Origin of the sequence: Pseudochrobactrum kiredjianiae (assembly GCF_030362795.1) — a bacterium.
GTDB lineage: Bacteria > Pseudomonadota > Alphaproteobacteria > Rhizobiales > Rhizobiaceae > Pseudochrobactrum > Pseudochrobactrum kiredjianiae.
This window is the reverse complement of the sequence record NZ_JAUCBM010000001.1, coordinates 434,211-447,347: the sequence shown is the minus strand read 5'-3', so window position 1 is coordinate 447,347 and position 13,137 is coordinate 434,211. Positions and strand designations below refer to the sequence as shown.

Annotated in this window: 10 protein-coding genes; 7 read left to right on the top strand and 3 right to left on the bottom strand. The window is 51.6% G+C overall.

Translation table 11 applies throughout. The features are described 5' to 3' along the window. The first annotated feature begins 97 nt into the window (after nucleotides 1-97). The 4 genes from QUF18_RS02020 (at nucleotide 98) to trpS (ending at nucleotide 8,398) form a co-directional block, all read left to right on the top strand. Nucleotides 98-2,395, top strand: coding sequence for an NADP-dependent malic enzyme (locus QUF18_RS02020; RefSeq protein WP_289384795.1), 2,298 nt, complete (start codon nucleotides 98-100; stop codon nucleotides 2,393-2,395). A gap of 248 nt (nucleotides 2,396-2,643) precedes the next feature. Further along, a complete protein-coding gene (locus tag QUF18_RS02015; protein ID WP_289384794.1) occupies nucleotides 2,644-5,460 on the top strand; it encodes a [protein-PII] uridylyltransferase in 2,817 nt (938 codons plus the stop codon). Between the two features lie 59 nt (nucleotides 5,461-5,519). Then, a complete protein-coding gene (gene murJ / locus QUF18_RS02010; RefSeq protein ID WP_289384793.1) occupies nucleotides 5,520-7,106 on the top strand; it encodes a murein biosynthesis integral membrane protein MurJ in 1,587 nt (528 codons plus the stop codon). Between the two features lie 224 nt (nucleotides 7,107-7,330). Then, nucleotides 7,331-8,398, top strand: coding sequence for a tryptophan--tRNA ligase (trpS, locus tag QUF18_RS02005; protein WP_289384789.1), 1,068 nt, complete (start codon nucleotides 7,331-7,333; stop codon nucleotides 8,396-8,398). A gap of 61 nt (nucleotides 8,399-8,459) precedes the next feature. On the opposite strand, the gene QUF18_RS02000 is transcribed toward trpS, so the two are convergent. Beyond that, nucleotides 8,460-9,206 (bottom strand): class I SAM-dependent methyltransferase, encoded by a 747-nt coding sequence (locus QUF18_RS02000; protein ID WP_289384787.1) that lies wholly within the window; start codon nucleotides 9,204-9,206, stop codon nucleotides 8,460-8,462. A gap of 300 nt (nucleotides 9,207-9,506) precedes the next feature. Here QUF18_RS02000 and QUF18_RS01995 point away from each other — a divergent pair, with 300 nt between their 5' ends. Both QUF18_RS01995 and QUF18_RS01990 read left to right on the top strand, forming a co-directional pair. Beyond that, nucleotides 9,507-9,998, top strand: a complete 492-nt coding sequence (locus tag QUF18_RS01995; RefSeq protein WP_374806467.1) for a universal stress protein — start codon at nucleotides 9,507-9,509, stop codon at nucleotides 9,996-9,998. 315 nt (nucleotides 9,999-10,313) lie between these two features. Beyond that, on the top strand, nucleotides 10,314-10,880 hold the full coding sequence (locus QUF18_RS01990) for a NifU family protein (RefSeq protein ID WP_289384783.1): 567 nt from the start codon (nucleotides 10,314-10,316) through the stop codon (nucleotides 10,878-10,880). Between the two features lie 171 nt (nucleotides 10,881-11,051). On the opposite strand, the gene QUF18_RS01985 is transcribed toward QUF18_RS01990, so the two are convergent. After that, nucleotides 11,052-11,672 carry a L,D-transpeptidase gene (locus QUF18_RS01985; RefSeq protein WP_289384781.1) on the bottom strand — a complete coding sequence of 207 codons (621 nt, stop codon included), beginning with the start codon at nucleotides 11,670-11,672 and terminating at the stop codon, nucleotides 11,052-11,054. 165 nt (nucleotides 11,673-11,837) lie between these two features. Here QUF18_RS01985 and QUF18_RS01980 point away from each other — a divergent pair, with 165 nt between their 5' ends. Further along, on the top strand, nucleotides 11,838-12,323 hold the full coding sequence (locus tag QUF18_RS01980) for an MmcB family DNA repair protein (protein ID WP_289384779.1): 486 nt from the start codon (nucleotides 11,838-11,840) through the stop codon (nucleotides 12,321-12,323). 99 nt (nucleotides 12,324-12,422) lie between these two features. Here the strand turns inward: QUF18_RS01980 and QUF18_RS01975 are convergent, their stop codons facing one another. Next, nucleotides 12,423-12,986 carry an ActR/PrrA/RegA family redox response regulator transcription factor gene (locus QUF18_RS01975; protein ID WP_147245504.1) on the bottom strand — a complete coding sequence of 188 codons (564 nt, stop codon included), beginning with the start codon at nucleotides 12,984-12,986 and terminating at the stop codon, nucleotides 12,423-12,425. Between the last annotated feature and the right edge of the window lie 151 nt (nucleotides 12,987-13,137).

The following is a 13,137-nucleotide window of genomic DNA, read 5'->3' as shown; positions in this document are numbered from 1 at the left end:
CACACTGCCCAACCATCCGAAAGGATGCTTCAATATATTATGACGGTTAACGCTTGCAAAAGCCGGTAACCGCCCCGCAGTAAGATCGGAGGGGTCAATGACCATCGACAAGACCACCCATAAGCCACAGACAGGAAAGGGCCCGTCCCTGACTGAACAGGAAGCGCTGGATTTTCACTCGCGCGGACGTCCGGGCAAACTGGAAATTACTCCGACCAAACCAATGGCAACGCAGCGCGATCTGTCGCTGGCCTATTCTCCGGGTGTGGCTGTACCGGTTAAGGCAATCGCGGAAGACCCTGCCAAAGCCTATGACTATACATCTAAAGGGAATATGGTCGCCGTCATCACCAATGGCACAGCAATTTTGGGTCTTGGCAATCTCGGCGCGCTGGCTTCCAAGCCGGTGATGGAAGGCAAATCCGTACTGTTCAAGCGCTTTGCCGATGTCGACTCCATCGATCTGGAAGTTGATACCACCGATGTAGAAGAATTCATCAATTCTGTGCGCTATCTCGGCCCGAGCTTCGGCGGCATCAATCTGGAAGATATCAAAGCACCGGAATGTTTCGTCATTGAAAGCCGCCTGCGCGAGCTGATGAATATTCCGGTTTTCCACGACGATCAGCACGGTACTGCGATTATTGCTGCTGCCGGTATGCTCAATGCTCTGCACCTTACCGGCCGCGATCTGAAAACCACCAAAATGGTTTGTAACGGCGCCGGTGCTGCCGGTATTGCCTGTATCGAACTCGTTAAAGCCATGGGCTTTGCCTCAGAAAATGTTGTCCTCTGCGACACCAAAGGTGTGGTCTGGCAGGGTCGCACTGAGGGTATGAACCAGTGGAAGTCTGCCCATGCGGTTAAAACCGACAAGCGCTCATTGGCGGAAGCTATGGAAGGCGCGGATATTTTCTTCGGTGTTTCTGCCAAAGGCGCACTGACAGACGATATGGTTCGCTCCATGGCTGATAATCCGATTATCTTTGCGATGGCCAATCCTGATCCGGAAATCACACCGGAAGAAGTCGCCGCCATCCGCTCGGATGCGATTGTTGCTACCGGCCGGTCCGACTATCCGAACCAGGTCAACAATGTTCTCGGCTTCCCGTATATTTTCCGCGGTGCGCTGGATGTTCGCGCCACCACCATCAATGATGCGATGAAGGTTGCCGCTGCCAATGCACTGGCTGAGCTGGCACGCACCGATGTGCCGGATGATGTGGCTGCCGCCTATCAGGGCAACCGCCCGCGCTTCGGCCCGAATTACATTATCCCTGTACCATTTGATCCGCGCCTGCTCTCCACCATTCCGGTGGCTGTTGCTAAAGCTGCGATGGACAGCGGTGTTGCCGGTAAACCGATCGAAGATCTGGAGGCCTATGCGCGCTCCCTGTCTGCACGCCGCGATCCGATCGCCTCGGCGATGTCCGGCATTAACGACCGTATCCGCCGTCACACCAAACGCGTATTGTTTGCGGAAGGTGAAGAGCCGCAAGTCATTCGCGCTGCGGTTTCTTTTGCTAATCAGGGACTTGGCAAGGCTATCCTGCTGGGACGCGAAGACCGTATCCTTGAAACTGCCGATCAGGCTGGCATCGATCTTGCTAAACTTGGCATTGAAATTACCAATGCCCGCTTGTCCAAACGCACTTCGGAATATGCCGATCATCTCTATGAGAAGCTGCAGCGCAAAGGCTATTTGTTCCGCGATTGCCAGCGCATGATCAATAATGACCGCAACCATTTTGCTGCCTGCATGGTCGCTATGGGCGATGCCGACGGCATGGTCACCGGTATTACCCGCAATTATGCGACCAGCATTGAAGATGTGCGTCGCGTGATTGATGTGAAGCCGGGTCATCGAATGATCGGCGTGTCGCTGGCTCTGTGCCGTGGCCGGACAGTGTTCATCGCGGATACTGCAGTGCATGAGCAGCCGTCAGCAGAAGAACTGGCCGATATCGCAGTGGAAGCTGCCAATGTGGCACGCCGCATGGGCTATGTGCCGCGTGTTGCCATGCTGGCTTATTCTACCTTCGGTCATATGTCCGGTGCGCGCTCTGAGAATATTCAGGAAGCCGTTCGTATTCTCGAAAAACGCCATGTCGATTTTGAGTTCGACGGTGAGATGAGCGCGGAAGTTGCCCTTAACGGCAAACTGATGGAAGCCTATCCGTTCACCCGCCTGACTGGCCCTGCCAATGTGCTGGTGATGCCGGATTATCATGCGGCTTCCATTGCTGCCGATATGTTGCAGGAACTGGGCGGTGCCACACTGATCGGCCCGCTCCTCACCGGTCTGGACAAAGCCGTACAGATTGTGCCGCTGAGCGCCAAGGATTCCGACATTGTGAATATGGCGGCCTTCACCGCCTATGCCGCAACCAACTGATCCGCAAATAATGACGTAAGAAAGGCCGGAGCACTCTCCGGCTTTTCTTGTTTCAGGCATAGAGCGGTTCCATTTACGATTGAATATTGAAACCGCTCTATCTTTTTTTCTACGCATTATCCTACGCAAAACCGCTTCACACTTTTGGCTCGAAAATGCTTTCATCTGCACATACGGTTGCGCTCACCTGTAAACCATGCTCAATTTTGGCCATTGCCTACATTATTGCTTTGACGGAATTTCGAACCATGCGTCACTCTGATCTTCATCTCGACCGCATCATCGACAAACAGCCTCTGCTGGAAGATCTGACACGCGCCTCAACGGCAATTTCCAAAGAGCAAACGCGCAATCAGGTTTTGAAAACTCTTAAATCCGCATGGAAAGACGGCAAAGCCCGTGCGGAAAATATGCTGCTGGAAGATGGCGGCGGCATTCTCTGCGCCCGACGGCTCAGCGGGCTGATGGATCAGCTGATTATCGCGCTCCATGATTTCACTGTCGCGCATATCTATCCGGCAATTAACCCGTCAAAAGCTGAAAACCTAGCGATTATAGCTGTCGGCGGCTATGGTCGCGGCGGGCTGGCACCGGGTTCCGATATCGATCTGCTGTTTCTGCTTCCCTACAAGCAAACCCCGTGGGGCGAGCAGGTTGTGGAATATATGCTCTATATGCTCTGGGATATGGGGCTGAAAGTTGGTCATTCCACACGCAATATTGATGAGGCTATCCGCCTGTCACGCGAGGATATGACCATCCGTACCTCACTGCTGGAGGCACGTTTTCTCACCGGCAGTCGGGAACTTTACAGTGAACTGACCACGCGTTTCGATCAGGAGATTGTCGCGGACAGCGGTGCAGAGTTTGTGCAAGCCAAGCTGATTGAGCGTGATATCCGCCACAAGAAGGCTGGCTCCACCCGTTATCTGGTCGAGCCGAATGTGAAAGAAAGCAAAGGCGGGCAGCGTGACCTGCAAACGCTGTTCTGGATTGCCAAATATATCTACCGTGTCCACTCCACCGAAGAACTGATCAAACGCAGTGTCTTTTCGCGCAGCGAAGCAAAACTGTTCAGCAAGGCCGACGACTTTCTCTGGGCAGTGCGCTGCCATATGCATTTTCTGTGCGGCAAAGCGGAAGAGCGTTTGTCTTTCGACATTCAGCGCGAGATTGCCACGCGCCTCGGCTATACGGATCATCCGGGACAAACCGGCGTTGAACGCTTCATGAAGCATTATTTTCTGGTGGCAAAAGATGTCGGCGACCTGACCCGCATCATCAGTGCGGCACTGGAAGAAGAGCAGTTCAAAGAAACACCAGGCACCGGCCAGATCTATTCCACACTGACGCGAAAAAAGCGCAAAATTGCCGGCAGTACAGATTTCATTCTCGATCATAACCGTATCAATATTGCCGATGATGAGGTATTTCAGCGCGATCCGGTTAATCTGATCCGGCTGTTTTATCTCGCCGATAAACACGGGCTGCAATATCACCCGCATGTCATTCAGCGTGTCAGCCGCTCGCTGAAACTGATCAAAAGCGATGTGCGCAATGACAAAGAAGCCAACCGGCTGTTTCTGGAAATTGTCGCCTCACCACGCTCCCCGGAACGCACCCTGCGCCGCATGAATGAGTCCGGTGTTTTGGGGCAATTTATTCCGGATTTCGGCAAGATCGTCGCGATGATGCAGTTCAATATGTATCATCATTATACGGTTGATGAACATTTGCTGCGTTGCATTGCCATCATGTCCGAGATTGAACATGAGACACTGAAGAACGAGCATCCGCTTGCCCATAGTCTGTTGCCGACGCTGAAAAATGACCGGCATCTGCTTTATGTGACATTGCTGCTGCACGATATTGCCAAAGGCAGACCGGAAGATCATTCCACAGCGGGCGCCAAAATCGCCCGCAAATTATGTCCGCGCTTTGGCCTGAACCAGCAGGAAACCGAACTGGTAGCGTGGCTGGTGCAGGAACATCTGACCATGAGCAAAGTAGCACAATCGCGTGACCTCAATGACCGCAAAACCATTGCTGACTTTGCAGCAATTGTGCAAACCACCGAGCGATTGAAACTGCTATTACTGGTGACAATTTGCGATATTAAAGCCGTTGGCCCCGGTGTCTGGAATGGCTGGAAAGGCCAGTTATTGCGCACCCTCTATCATGAAACAGAACTGCTTCTGACCGGCGGTTTCTCGGAAGTGAGCCAGACTGAACGCAGCAATCAGGCACGCGCCCAGCTGGCAGAGCAGCTCAGCGACTGGCCGGAGCAAACGCGCAATCGCCTGCTCTCCCTGCATTATAATAATTATCTGCTGACTGTGCCGCAGGAAGACCAGAAGCGCCATGCCGATTTCATCCGCGCCAGCGACGAAGCCGGAAAAATCCTCAATATTCTGGCTCGCCCGCATGAGTTTGAAGCCGTGACCGAGCTGACAATCCTGTCTCCTGATCACCCGCGTCTGCTCTCCATTATTGCCGGTGCCTGTTCGGCTGCCGGTGCCAATATTGTTGATGCGCAGATCTTCACCACCACCGACGGGCGGGCACTGGATACCATTCTGATCAGCCGTGAATTTGACACCAATGACGATGAAATGCGCCGTGCTGCCCGCGTCGGTCAACTGATTGAAGATGTGCTGACCGGCAAAACCCATCTGCCGGAAGTGCTGGCCAGAAGGGCAAAATCACGCCGCTCCGCCCGCGCATTTCAGGTTACGCCGCGCGTGAATATCAACAATACCTTGTCAGAAAAATTCACGGTGATTGAAGTCAAAGGGCTCGACCGTACCGGTCTGTTATCGGAAATCACCAATGCAATCTCCGATCTTTCCCTGAATATTGCCTCGGCACATATCACAACTTTCGGTGAAAAAGTCATTGATACTTTCTACGTCACCGGTCTCGACGGGCAAAAGGTCACCGCACCAACCAAACAGACAACGATACAGAAACGTCTCCTCAGCTTGTTTGAAAAGAACGGGAGTGATAGCAGAGCGTCAGACACCAAAAATGGCGACCAGAAGAAACTGCGCGAAATACCTGTCTGAACAAGTTTAAGACAAAGCTGTACCTTCTGATCATCATTCCATTTCAAAGAGACCCGTTCATGAGCCTGCTGAAAAAATTCGCAACTGTTGCTTCCGGCACGCTGATGAGCAGAATTTTCGGTTTTACCCGTGAAATGCTGATGGCGGCTTTTCTCGGCACAGGCCCGGTCGCCGATGCGTTCAACACGGCTTTCCGCTTCCCGAATACTTTTCGCCGTCTGTTCGCCGAAGGCGCGTTTAATACCGCGTTCGTACCGCTCTTTGCCAAAGAGATTGAGAAAAACGGCATGGATGGGGCAAAACGCTTTTCCGAAGAAGTCTTCGGCGTGCTATTTACCATTCTGCTCGGTCTGACCATCGCCATGGAACTCTCCATGCCGTTTCTGGTCAGCACAGTGATTGCGCCGGGCTTCACCGATGATCCGGTGAAATTTGAGAATACGGTCAGTCTGGCGATGATCATGTTCCCCTATCTTGCCTGTATGTCACTGGCGGCGATGATGGGCGGCATGCTTAACAGCCTACATAAATATTTTGCAGCGGCGATTGCACCGGTGTTTCTGAACTTCATTCTGATTGGTGCGCTGATCCTTGCATGGATGCAGAATTATGATCCGCTGCAAATCGGTTATGCGCTGTCATGGGGTGTTATGGCGGCGGGTGTGGTGCAACTGGGGATCGTCTGGTTTGCCGTGCGCCGTGCCGGTATTAAAATCGGCTTTCGTCGGCCTAAACTGACCCCCAATGTCCGCCGCCTTCTGGTACTGGCACTGCCTGCCGCTATTACCGGCGGCATCACCCAGATCAATCTGCTGATCAATACCAATATTGCTTCAAGCTCTGATGGTGCGGTGTCTTCCCTCGTCTATGCCGACCGGTTTTATCAATTGCCACTTGGTGTGGTTGGTATTGCCGTTGCCACTGTTTTACTACCGGAATTGGCACGCGCACTACGCAGCGGCGATCTGAAAGAGGCAGGCAACTTACAAAACCGCTCCGTCGAATTCACACTGTTTCTGACTCTGCCTGCGGCGGCAGCTTTGCTGGTTTTCTCCGAGCCGCTGGTGCGCCTGCTCTTTGAGCGTGGAAAGTTCGGTCCTGAATCCACTCTGATTGTGTCGCAGATTTTGGCTGTCTACGGTCTTGGCCTGCCTGCCTTTGTGCTGATTAAAGCCTTTCTTCCGGGATTTTTTGCCCGTGAAGACACACGTACACCGATGATTTTCGCCGGTATTTCGGTGGTGGTGAATGTGGCATTGGCACTGACACTGTTCCCGCATTTCGGCCCATCCGGTATTGCCACGGCGGAAATCACAGCAGGCTGGGTCAATGCTATACTGTTGTTCGTTTTACTGATCTGGCGTAAGCATTGGGATTATGATGCCGGTCTGATCCGCCGTATTCCACGAATGATTATTGCCGCCGCTATCATGGCAGCCGCTTTGTATTTCGCCTCTGATTATCTGGAGTTTTACTTAAGCAGACAGGCCGGTTTTGCCATTCAGGCAACCACGCTCGGTCTGCTCGTCACCGGCAGTATGATTGTTTATTTCGCAACTGTTTTTGCCATTGGCGGTGCCAGCCTCTCCTCTGTCAAAGGCAATATGCGCGGCCGTAAAAAACAAGCACCTGCCAAAACAGACTAATAAATTGCACTTGATTGCACTTCCGCACTCTGGCAGTAATAGCGCATCCGGAAGACAGGATTACACACCTGCCTTCCGGATATTTTTTCGCCAAAGATCGGCAGCATGCGTCCAAACCACATATGCCGACCTTAAAAGCAACCCCAGAGCAATTTGATTATCAATATACGAAAGCACGATAATCGCGCTCGAACGGCTCTCCACCAGCTTCAGGATTGACTAAAATGAACACCTTTAAAGAACGGATTTTCTCCGGCGCACAACCAACCGGCAATCTTCACCTCGGCAATTATCTTGGCGCATTAAAGCGTTGGGTCGCCTTGCAGGATGAAAAAGAGTGCATCTATTGCGTCGTGGATATGCATGCCCTGACGATCTTGCCGGATCCCGCAGAGCTTTTGAGCTCCACACGTGAACTTACAGCGGCCTATCTGGCTGCCGGTCTTGATCCGAAAAAGAGCATTGTCTTCAATCAGAGCCGCGTAAGACAACATGCGGAACTTGCCTGGGTGTTCAATTGTATTGCACGTGTCGGCTGGATGAACCGCATGACGCAGTTCAAAGATAAAGCCGGTAAAGATCGCGAAAATGCTTCGCTTGGTCTGCTGGCTTATCCGAGCCTGATGGCCGCTGACGTTCTGCTTTATCGCGCCACCCATGTGCCGGTTGGCGACGATCAGAAACAGCATCTTGAGCTGACACGCGACATCGCGCAGAAATTCAACAATGACTATTCCGACCGCATTGCCTCGCTCGGCATCGGCGTGGAAATGGCTGTTGGCGATGAAACAGTTTCGGGCTTCTTCCCGCTGACCGAACCGATGATTTCCGGCCCTGCCATGCGCATCATGTCGCTGCGTGACGGCACCAAGAAAATGTCGAAATCCGATCCGTCTGACCTGTCGCGTATCAATCTGATTGATGATGAAGAAACCATCACCAAGAAGATCCGTAAGGCGAAGACCGATGCCGATGCCATTCCTTCAGAAGTGGAAGGACTGGAAGGTCGTCCGGAAGCGGATAATCTGATCGGCATTTTTGCGGCACTGACAAACACGGACAAGGCAGCCGTATTGCGTGATTTCGGCGGCAAGCAATTCTCTGAATTCAAAGCATCGCTTGCTGAACTCGCCGTCGCGCAACTCTCACCGATTACGCAGGAAATGCGTCGTCTGGTGAATGATCCGGCCTATATTGATGGTGTTCTGCGTGATGGTGGCGAACGCGCCTCCGTGATTGCCGAAGAAACCATGCACAATGTGCGTGATATTGTCGGCTTTCTGCAGAACTAACAGAGTCTAATCCGAACATTAAAAAGGCAGGGAATTCCCTGCCTTTTTTATTGTCTGTTTTCTATTGCGCTTCAAAAGTCAGTGTGCTGACCGAACCTGTATCAAGACTATCTGCTTGATAATCACCAAAGATTTTGATTTGCGTAAAGCCTGCCTCCCGCAGTGCCAGCTCCAGCTCGAACATTCCCCACCAGCGCAATGAAAACAGTTCCATCTCTGTCTCTACCAGTTGCGTGTTGCGCCACAGTTCATAGCGCAGCTGCGATGTCACCAGCTGTCTGGCATAGTCCGTTGCGGTGCGCATTTCCTGCAAGGTCAGCAAATCCTCGCCATCCTGCCAATGACGCGCACGCGGTGCATGATCCATAAAACCACCGGTAACGGAAATATCCAGCAGCAATTTTCCGTTCGGTGTCAGCGCCTCTTTGCTGCGTCGCAGGAAGCTCATCGCATCAACAACATCGGTCAGCAGCTGAAAAGAACCGGCTGGCAGTACAATAGCCGCGAATTTCTGCGCATAGCGGAATGTCGTGAACCCCTGCTCACTCAGTTCAGCTTCCACACCATATTGCGCGCAATTGGCTTTGCATAAAGCAAGCATTTCGGGCGACAGATCAAAACCGCTGACACTATGGCCTGCCTGTGCCAGTGGCACCAGCATACGGCCATTGCCTGTAGCCGGTTCAAGCATGGGGCCTGCGACAGATTTCAGGCGTTCGAGATAGAATTCCACATCACCGAAAGAGCGCCCGACCGGCTTATCCAATTCGTAAACGCGTGAAGCCAGCTTGCCATAAGTCTTGGTCATTTTGAAATTTGCCTTACATGCTGCAACCGGAGACCGGTTTGAAGCCGATTAAAACTCTGTTGCACATAAAAAATCATTCGACTGCACAGCAAGATGGAACGGCCAATATGCAGAAAGTTCGCTGTCTCTTTCGAACATGAAACATCTGAAAAGACAAGATAAATGCGGTTTTCTCCGCAACGACTGCCAAATCCGGATGAATAAAGGCAGATATTTCTTTCCGGCCAAATTGTTAAATTTTCGCGCCGCCACAAAATTGTCATCTTGCAGTATCGCCCATTGAGTGGCAAATTCCCGCGCATGGTTTCAAAACGTCTTAGCCGGGAAGCCGGCCACCGCCGTAAATTTTTAGTCTCAATCGATGAAACGCCCGAATGCGGACGTGCAGTTGCTTATGCCTCACGCCGTGTTCGAAATACCGGCGGCGCATTGGTACTGCTTTTCGTTATCGACCCCTCAGATTTTCAGCAATTCCTCGGCGTTGGCAATATTATGCGCGCCGAAGCACTGGAACGTGCGCAAACAGCGCTCAATAAATATGCCACACAATTGCGTGAGCAATACGGCATTGAGCCTGAGCTGATTGTGCGTGAAGGACAGACAACGGAAGAAATTTATAGCCTGATCGAAGAAGATCAGGATATTGCCATTCTGGTACTGGCTGCCGGTTCCGGCAAAGAAGGTCCGGGGCCTCTGGTACAGTCCATTGCCGGACGCGGTGCCTCATTCCCCGTTCCGGTTACGGTTATTCCGGCAGATCTCTCTGACGAAGACATTGATGCTGTTGCGTAAAGCCCTATTCCGGCTCTGAATACAACCACAGTCCCTTATGCGTATATAAATGATAGCAGAAGGGACTGGCGGGGTGCAGCTGCAAACATCACAATGCTGCACAATCAGAACACTGAACGCCCTGCTTCGCAGGCACTCCGATGGTCTCAGCAATTAAGCGTGAGCCGCACAGTCTAATAAAGACAGCAGTTTCATTTTCTGCGTGCCTCCGCTAATGTCAGCCCTGACTCAAATATTTAATTTGTCGCATTGTGTTCCGCCCCAATAAACACCATGTGAGCAATCACAGCTTGTATATCCAAAAGGAGGACTTTTATGTTCATCCAGACTGAAGCCACACCAAATCCGGCAACCTTGAAATTCCTGCCGGGCAAAGTGGTTATGCCGGAAGGCACCGCCGATTTCCGTGATGCCGACAGCGCGTCCAATACTTCGCCGCTTGCTGCCAAACTCTTCGCAGTACCGGGCGTCAACGGCGTTTTCTTCGGCTATGATTTCATCACTGTCAGCAAAGACGGCGCGGAGTGGCAGCATCTGAAACCAGCCATCCTCGGCACTATCATGGAACATATGATGTCCGGCGCGCCGGTGATGGCGACAGAGCAGGCCAAAGGTCACGACCACTCAGAAGGCGAATTCTTCGCTGACTCTGATGCCGAAATCGTTGAAACCATCAAAGAGCTGATCGAAACCCGCGTTCGCCCTGCCGTTGCGCAGGATGGCGGCGATATCACTTTCCGTGGTTTTGAGCACGGCGTTGTTTATCTGCACATGAAAGGCGCTTGCGCCGGTTGTCCGTCTTCAACAGCCACCCTGAAACACGGCATCCAGAACCTGCTCAAGCATTTCGTACCGGAAGTGCTACAGGTCGAAGCTATCTGATTTTTCCATCAGGCATTAAAAAACGCGGCTGAGACAGCCGCGTTTTTTTGTTATCTAGAGCGCATCCCGAAAAGTGGGAACCGTTTTTCGGAAAAGATGCGCGTAAAAACAAAAAGATAGAGCATTTCCTATAAGTCAGGATAAACTGGAAATGCTCTATTATATAAGAAATTAAAGCACGACAACCTTGGCGCCAACACTGGCGCGGTCATGCAAGTCTATAATGTCCTGATTAATCAGACGAATGCAGCCGGAAGAAACATTCTTGCCGATTGACCACCATTCCGGTGTGCCATGCAAACGATAGCCGCTATCGCGTCCGCCTTTATATAAATATAGCGCACGGGCACCCAGCGGATTATTCAGACCAGGCTGCATACCACCGGCATATTTCGCCAGTTCAGGCTGACGCTTGATCATCGGCGCAGGTGGTGTCCATGTCGGCCATTCCCGCTTCATGGCAACTTTGGCACTACCCTTCCACTGAAAGCCTTCACGACCGACACCGATACCATAACGCATTGCTTTGCCGTCCGGCTCCACAAGGTACAAAAATTTGTTCTGCGTATCGACAATGATCGTGCCCGGCGCTTCTTTGGTATCGTATTTAACCAGCTGGCGGCGATATTCCGGTGCGATTTTCTGAACAGGAACAGTTGGCAGCACATAGCTTGCATCAGTCACGCTGGAATAGGATGCTGTGCTGGTCTGAAAAGGTGCCGTGGTCGAGCAACCGACCAAACCCAGTGTCAGAATAAAACCGGCAGCAGAGAGAGCATTTCTGAACACCATTTTTCCCCTCAGAAAATCGTTTTTGCAGTGATGATTGTTGTCAGGAGAGTAATTACTGATGATTAACCAAAGATTAACCATGATTATCTTTTTTATAAGTCCCCATCAAAAGTGACAGTCAATTATATTGCCTGCAAAAGCAATATCCGGAAACAACAGACAAATATGCCGATTATCTCACCTTTTCAGCAACATCCGCTCATAGACGGTCGTCAGTCAGAATTAGCTTTGCTGGTTCGCCGTGGTGTACAGCGCCTGTGTCTTGATCTGAATATTCACGTTTTGCCGGAAGTTTCTTTGCGTTCCGGCAGACGGGCTGACCTGATTGGTCTGACCCGCAAAGGCGAAATCTGGATTATAGAAATCAAATCATCGGTCGAGGACTGGAAGGCCGATCAGAAATGGCCGGATTACCGCAATTATTGCGACCGGTTGTTTTTTGCCACTCACGAACAAGTCCCGCGCGACATTTTCCCTGAAGATTGCGGTTTTATTCTCTCAGACGGATATGGCGGGGAAATTCTGCGTGATGCGCCAGAACACAAACTTGCACCAGCCACACGCAAGGCTCTGACATTACAACTGGCAAGGATTGGTGCTAACCGGCTGACACTCGCGGAAATGGCAGGCGTGGCGATGCCACGCACGTAAGCATAATTTTTAAAGTGTTAGAGCGTCCTTTGTGTGCCGATCCGGCACACGGCGCTCTAATGCCGACTGACCTGATCAGCCGGCACATATCATAAAACCTTAACGCGGAGCGCGTTTGGCAAGAATACGCTGCAATGTGCGGCGATGCATATTCAAACGGCGTGCGGTTTCAGAAACATTGCGCTCGCACATTTCATAAACACGCTGAATATGCTCCCAGCGCACCCGATCTGCTGACATCGGATTTTCCGGCGGTGCAATCTTCTCACCGTCACGGCGTGTGAGCGCTGCAAAAACTTCATCCGCATCCGCAGGCTTGGAGAGATAATCAATAGCACCGATTTTGACCGCATTGACCGCAGTGGCAATATTGCCGTAGCCGGTCAGCACAATTGCGCGGGTATCTTCGCGCTTGGTGCGAATAGCCTCAATAATGTCCAAACCATTGCCGTCACCAAGACGCATGTCCACAACGGCATAGGCCGGTGCAGCCAGTTTCACAGCAGCAATGCCCTCCTCAACGGAGTCTGCTGTTGTCACTGTAAAGCCGCGACTTTCCATAGCTCGTGCGAGCCGCTGCAGAAACGGTTTATCATCATCAACCAGAAGAAGCGAAGGATCACTGCCGATGGCAAGGTGATCATCCTGACTCATATCATCCATCAGGTATTCCTTACTCGTCTTTTGTCTTTTTACTTCTTGCTGCGCCTGCGTCAAAAAGTCAAATATGCAATGTAACTATTAATGTAAAATGCCGAAATTGATAGCATTTCACAAATATTTTATTCAAAAAACCAAATTTCTCCACATTGAC

Excerpts from the sequence above, each read along its gene's own strand:
- QUF18_RS02020 (WP_289384795.1), top strand. The coding sequence starts at position 98 with ATGACCATCGACAAGACCACCCATAAGCCACAGACAGGAAAGGGCCCG.
- QUF18_RS02015 (WP_289384794.1), top strand. The coding sequence starts at position 2,644 with ATGCGTCACTCTGATCTTCATCTCGACCGCATCATCGACAAACAGCCT.
- murJ (WP_289384793.1), top strand. The coding sequence starts at position 5,520 with ATGAGCCTGCTGAAAAAATTCGCAACTGTTGCTTCCGGCACGCTGATG.
- trpS (WP_289384789.1), top strand. The coding sequence starts at position 7,331 with ATGAACACCTTTAAAGAACGGATTTTCTCCGGCGCACAACCAACCGGC.
- QUF18_RS02000 (WP_289384787.1), bottom strand. The coding sequence starts at position 9,206 with ATGACCAAGACTTATGGCAAGCTGGCTTCACGCGTTTACGAATTGGAT.
- QUF18_RS01995 (WP_374806467.1), top strand. The coding sequence starts at position 9,507 with ATGGTTTCAAAACGTCTTAGCCGGGAAGCCGGCCACCGCCGTAAATTT.
- QUF18_RS01990 (WP_289384783.1), top strand. The coding sequence starts at position 10,314 with ATGTTCATCCAGACTGAAGCCACACCAAATCCGGCAACCTTGAAATTC.
- QUF18_RS01985 (WP_289384781.1), bottom strand. The coding sequence starts at position 11,672 with ATGGTGTTCAGAAATGCTCTCTCTGCTGCCGGTTTTATTCTGACACTG.
- QUF18_RS01980 (WP_289384779.1), top strand. The coding sequence starts at position 11,838 with ATGCCGATTATCTCACCTTTTCAGCAACATCCGCTCATAGACGGTCGT.
- QUF18_RS01975 (WP_147245504.1), bottom strand. The coding sequence starts at position 12,986 with ATGGATGATATGAGTCAGGATGATCACCTTGCCATCGGCAGTGATCCT.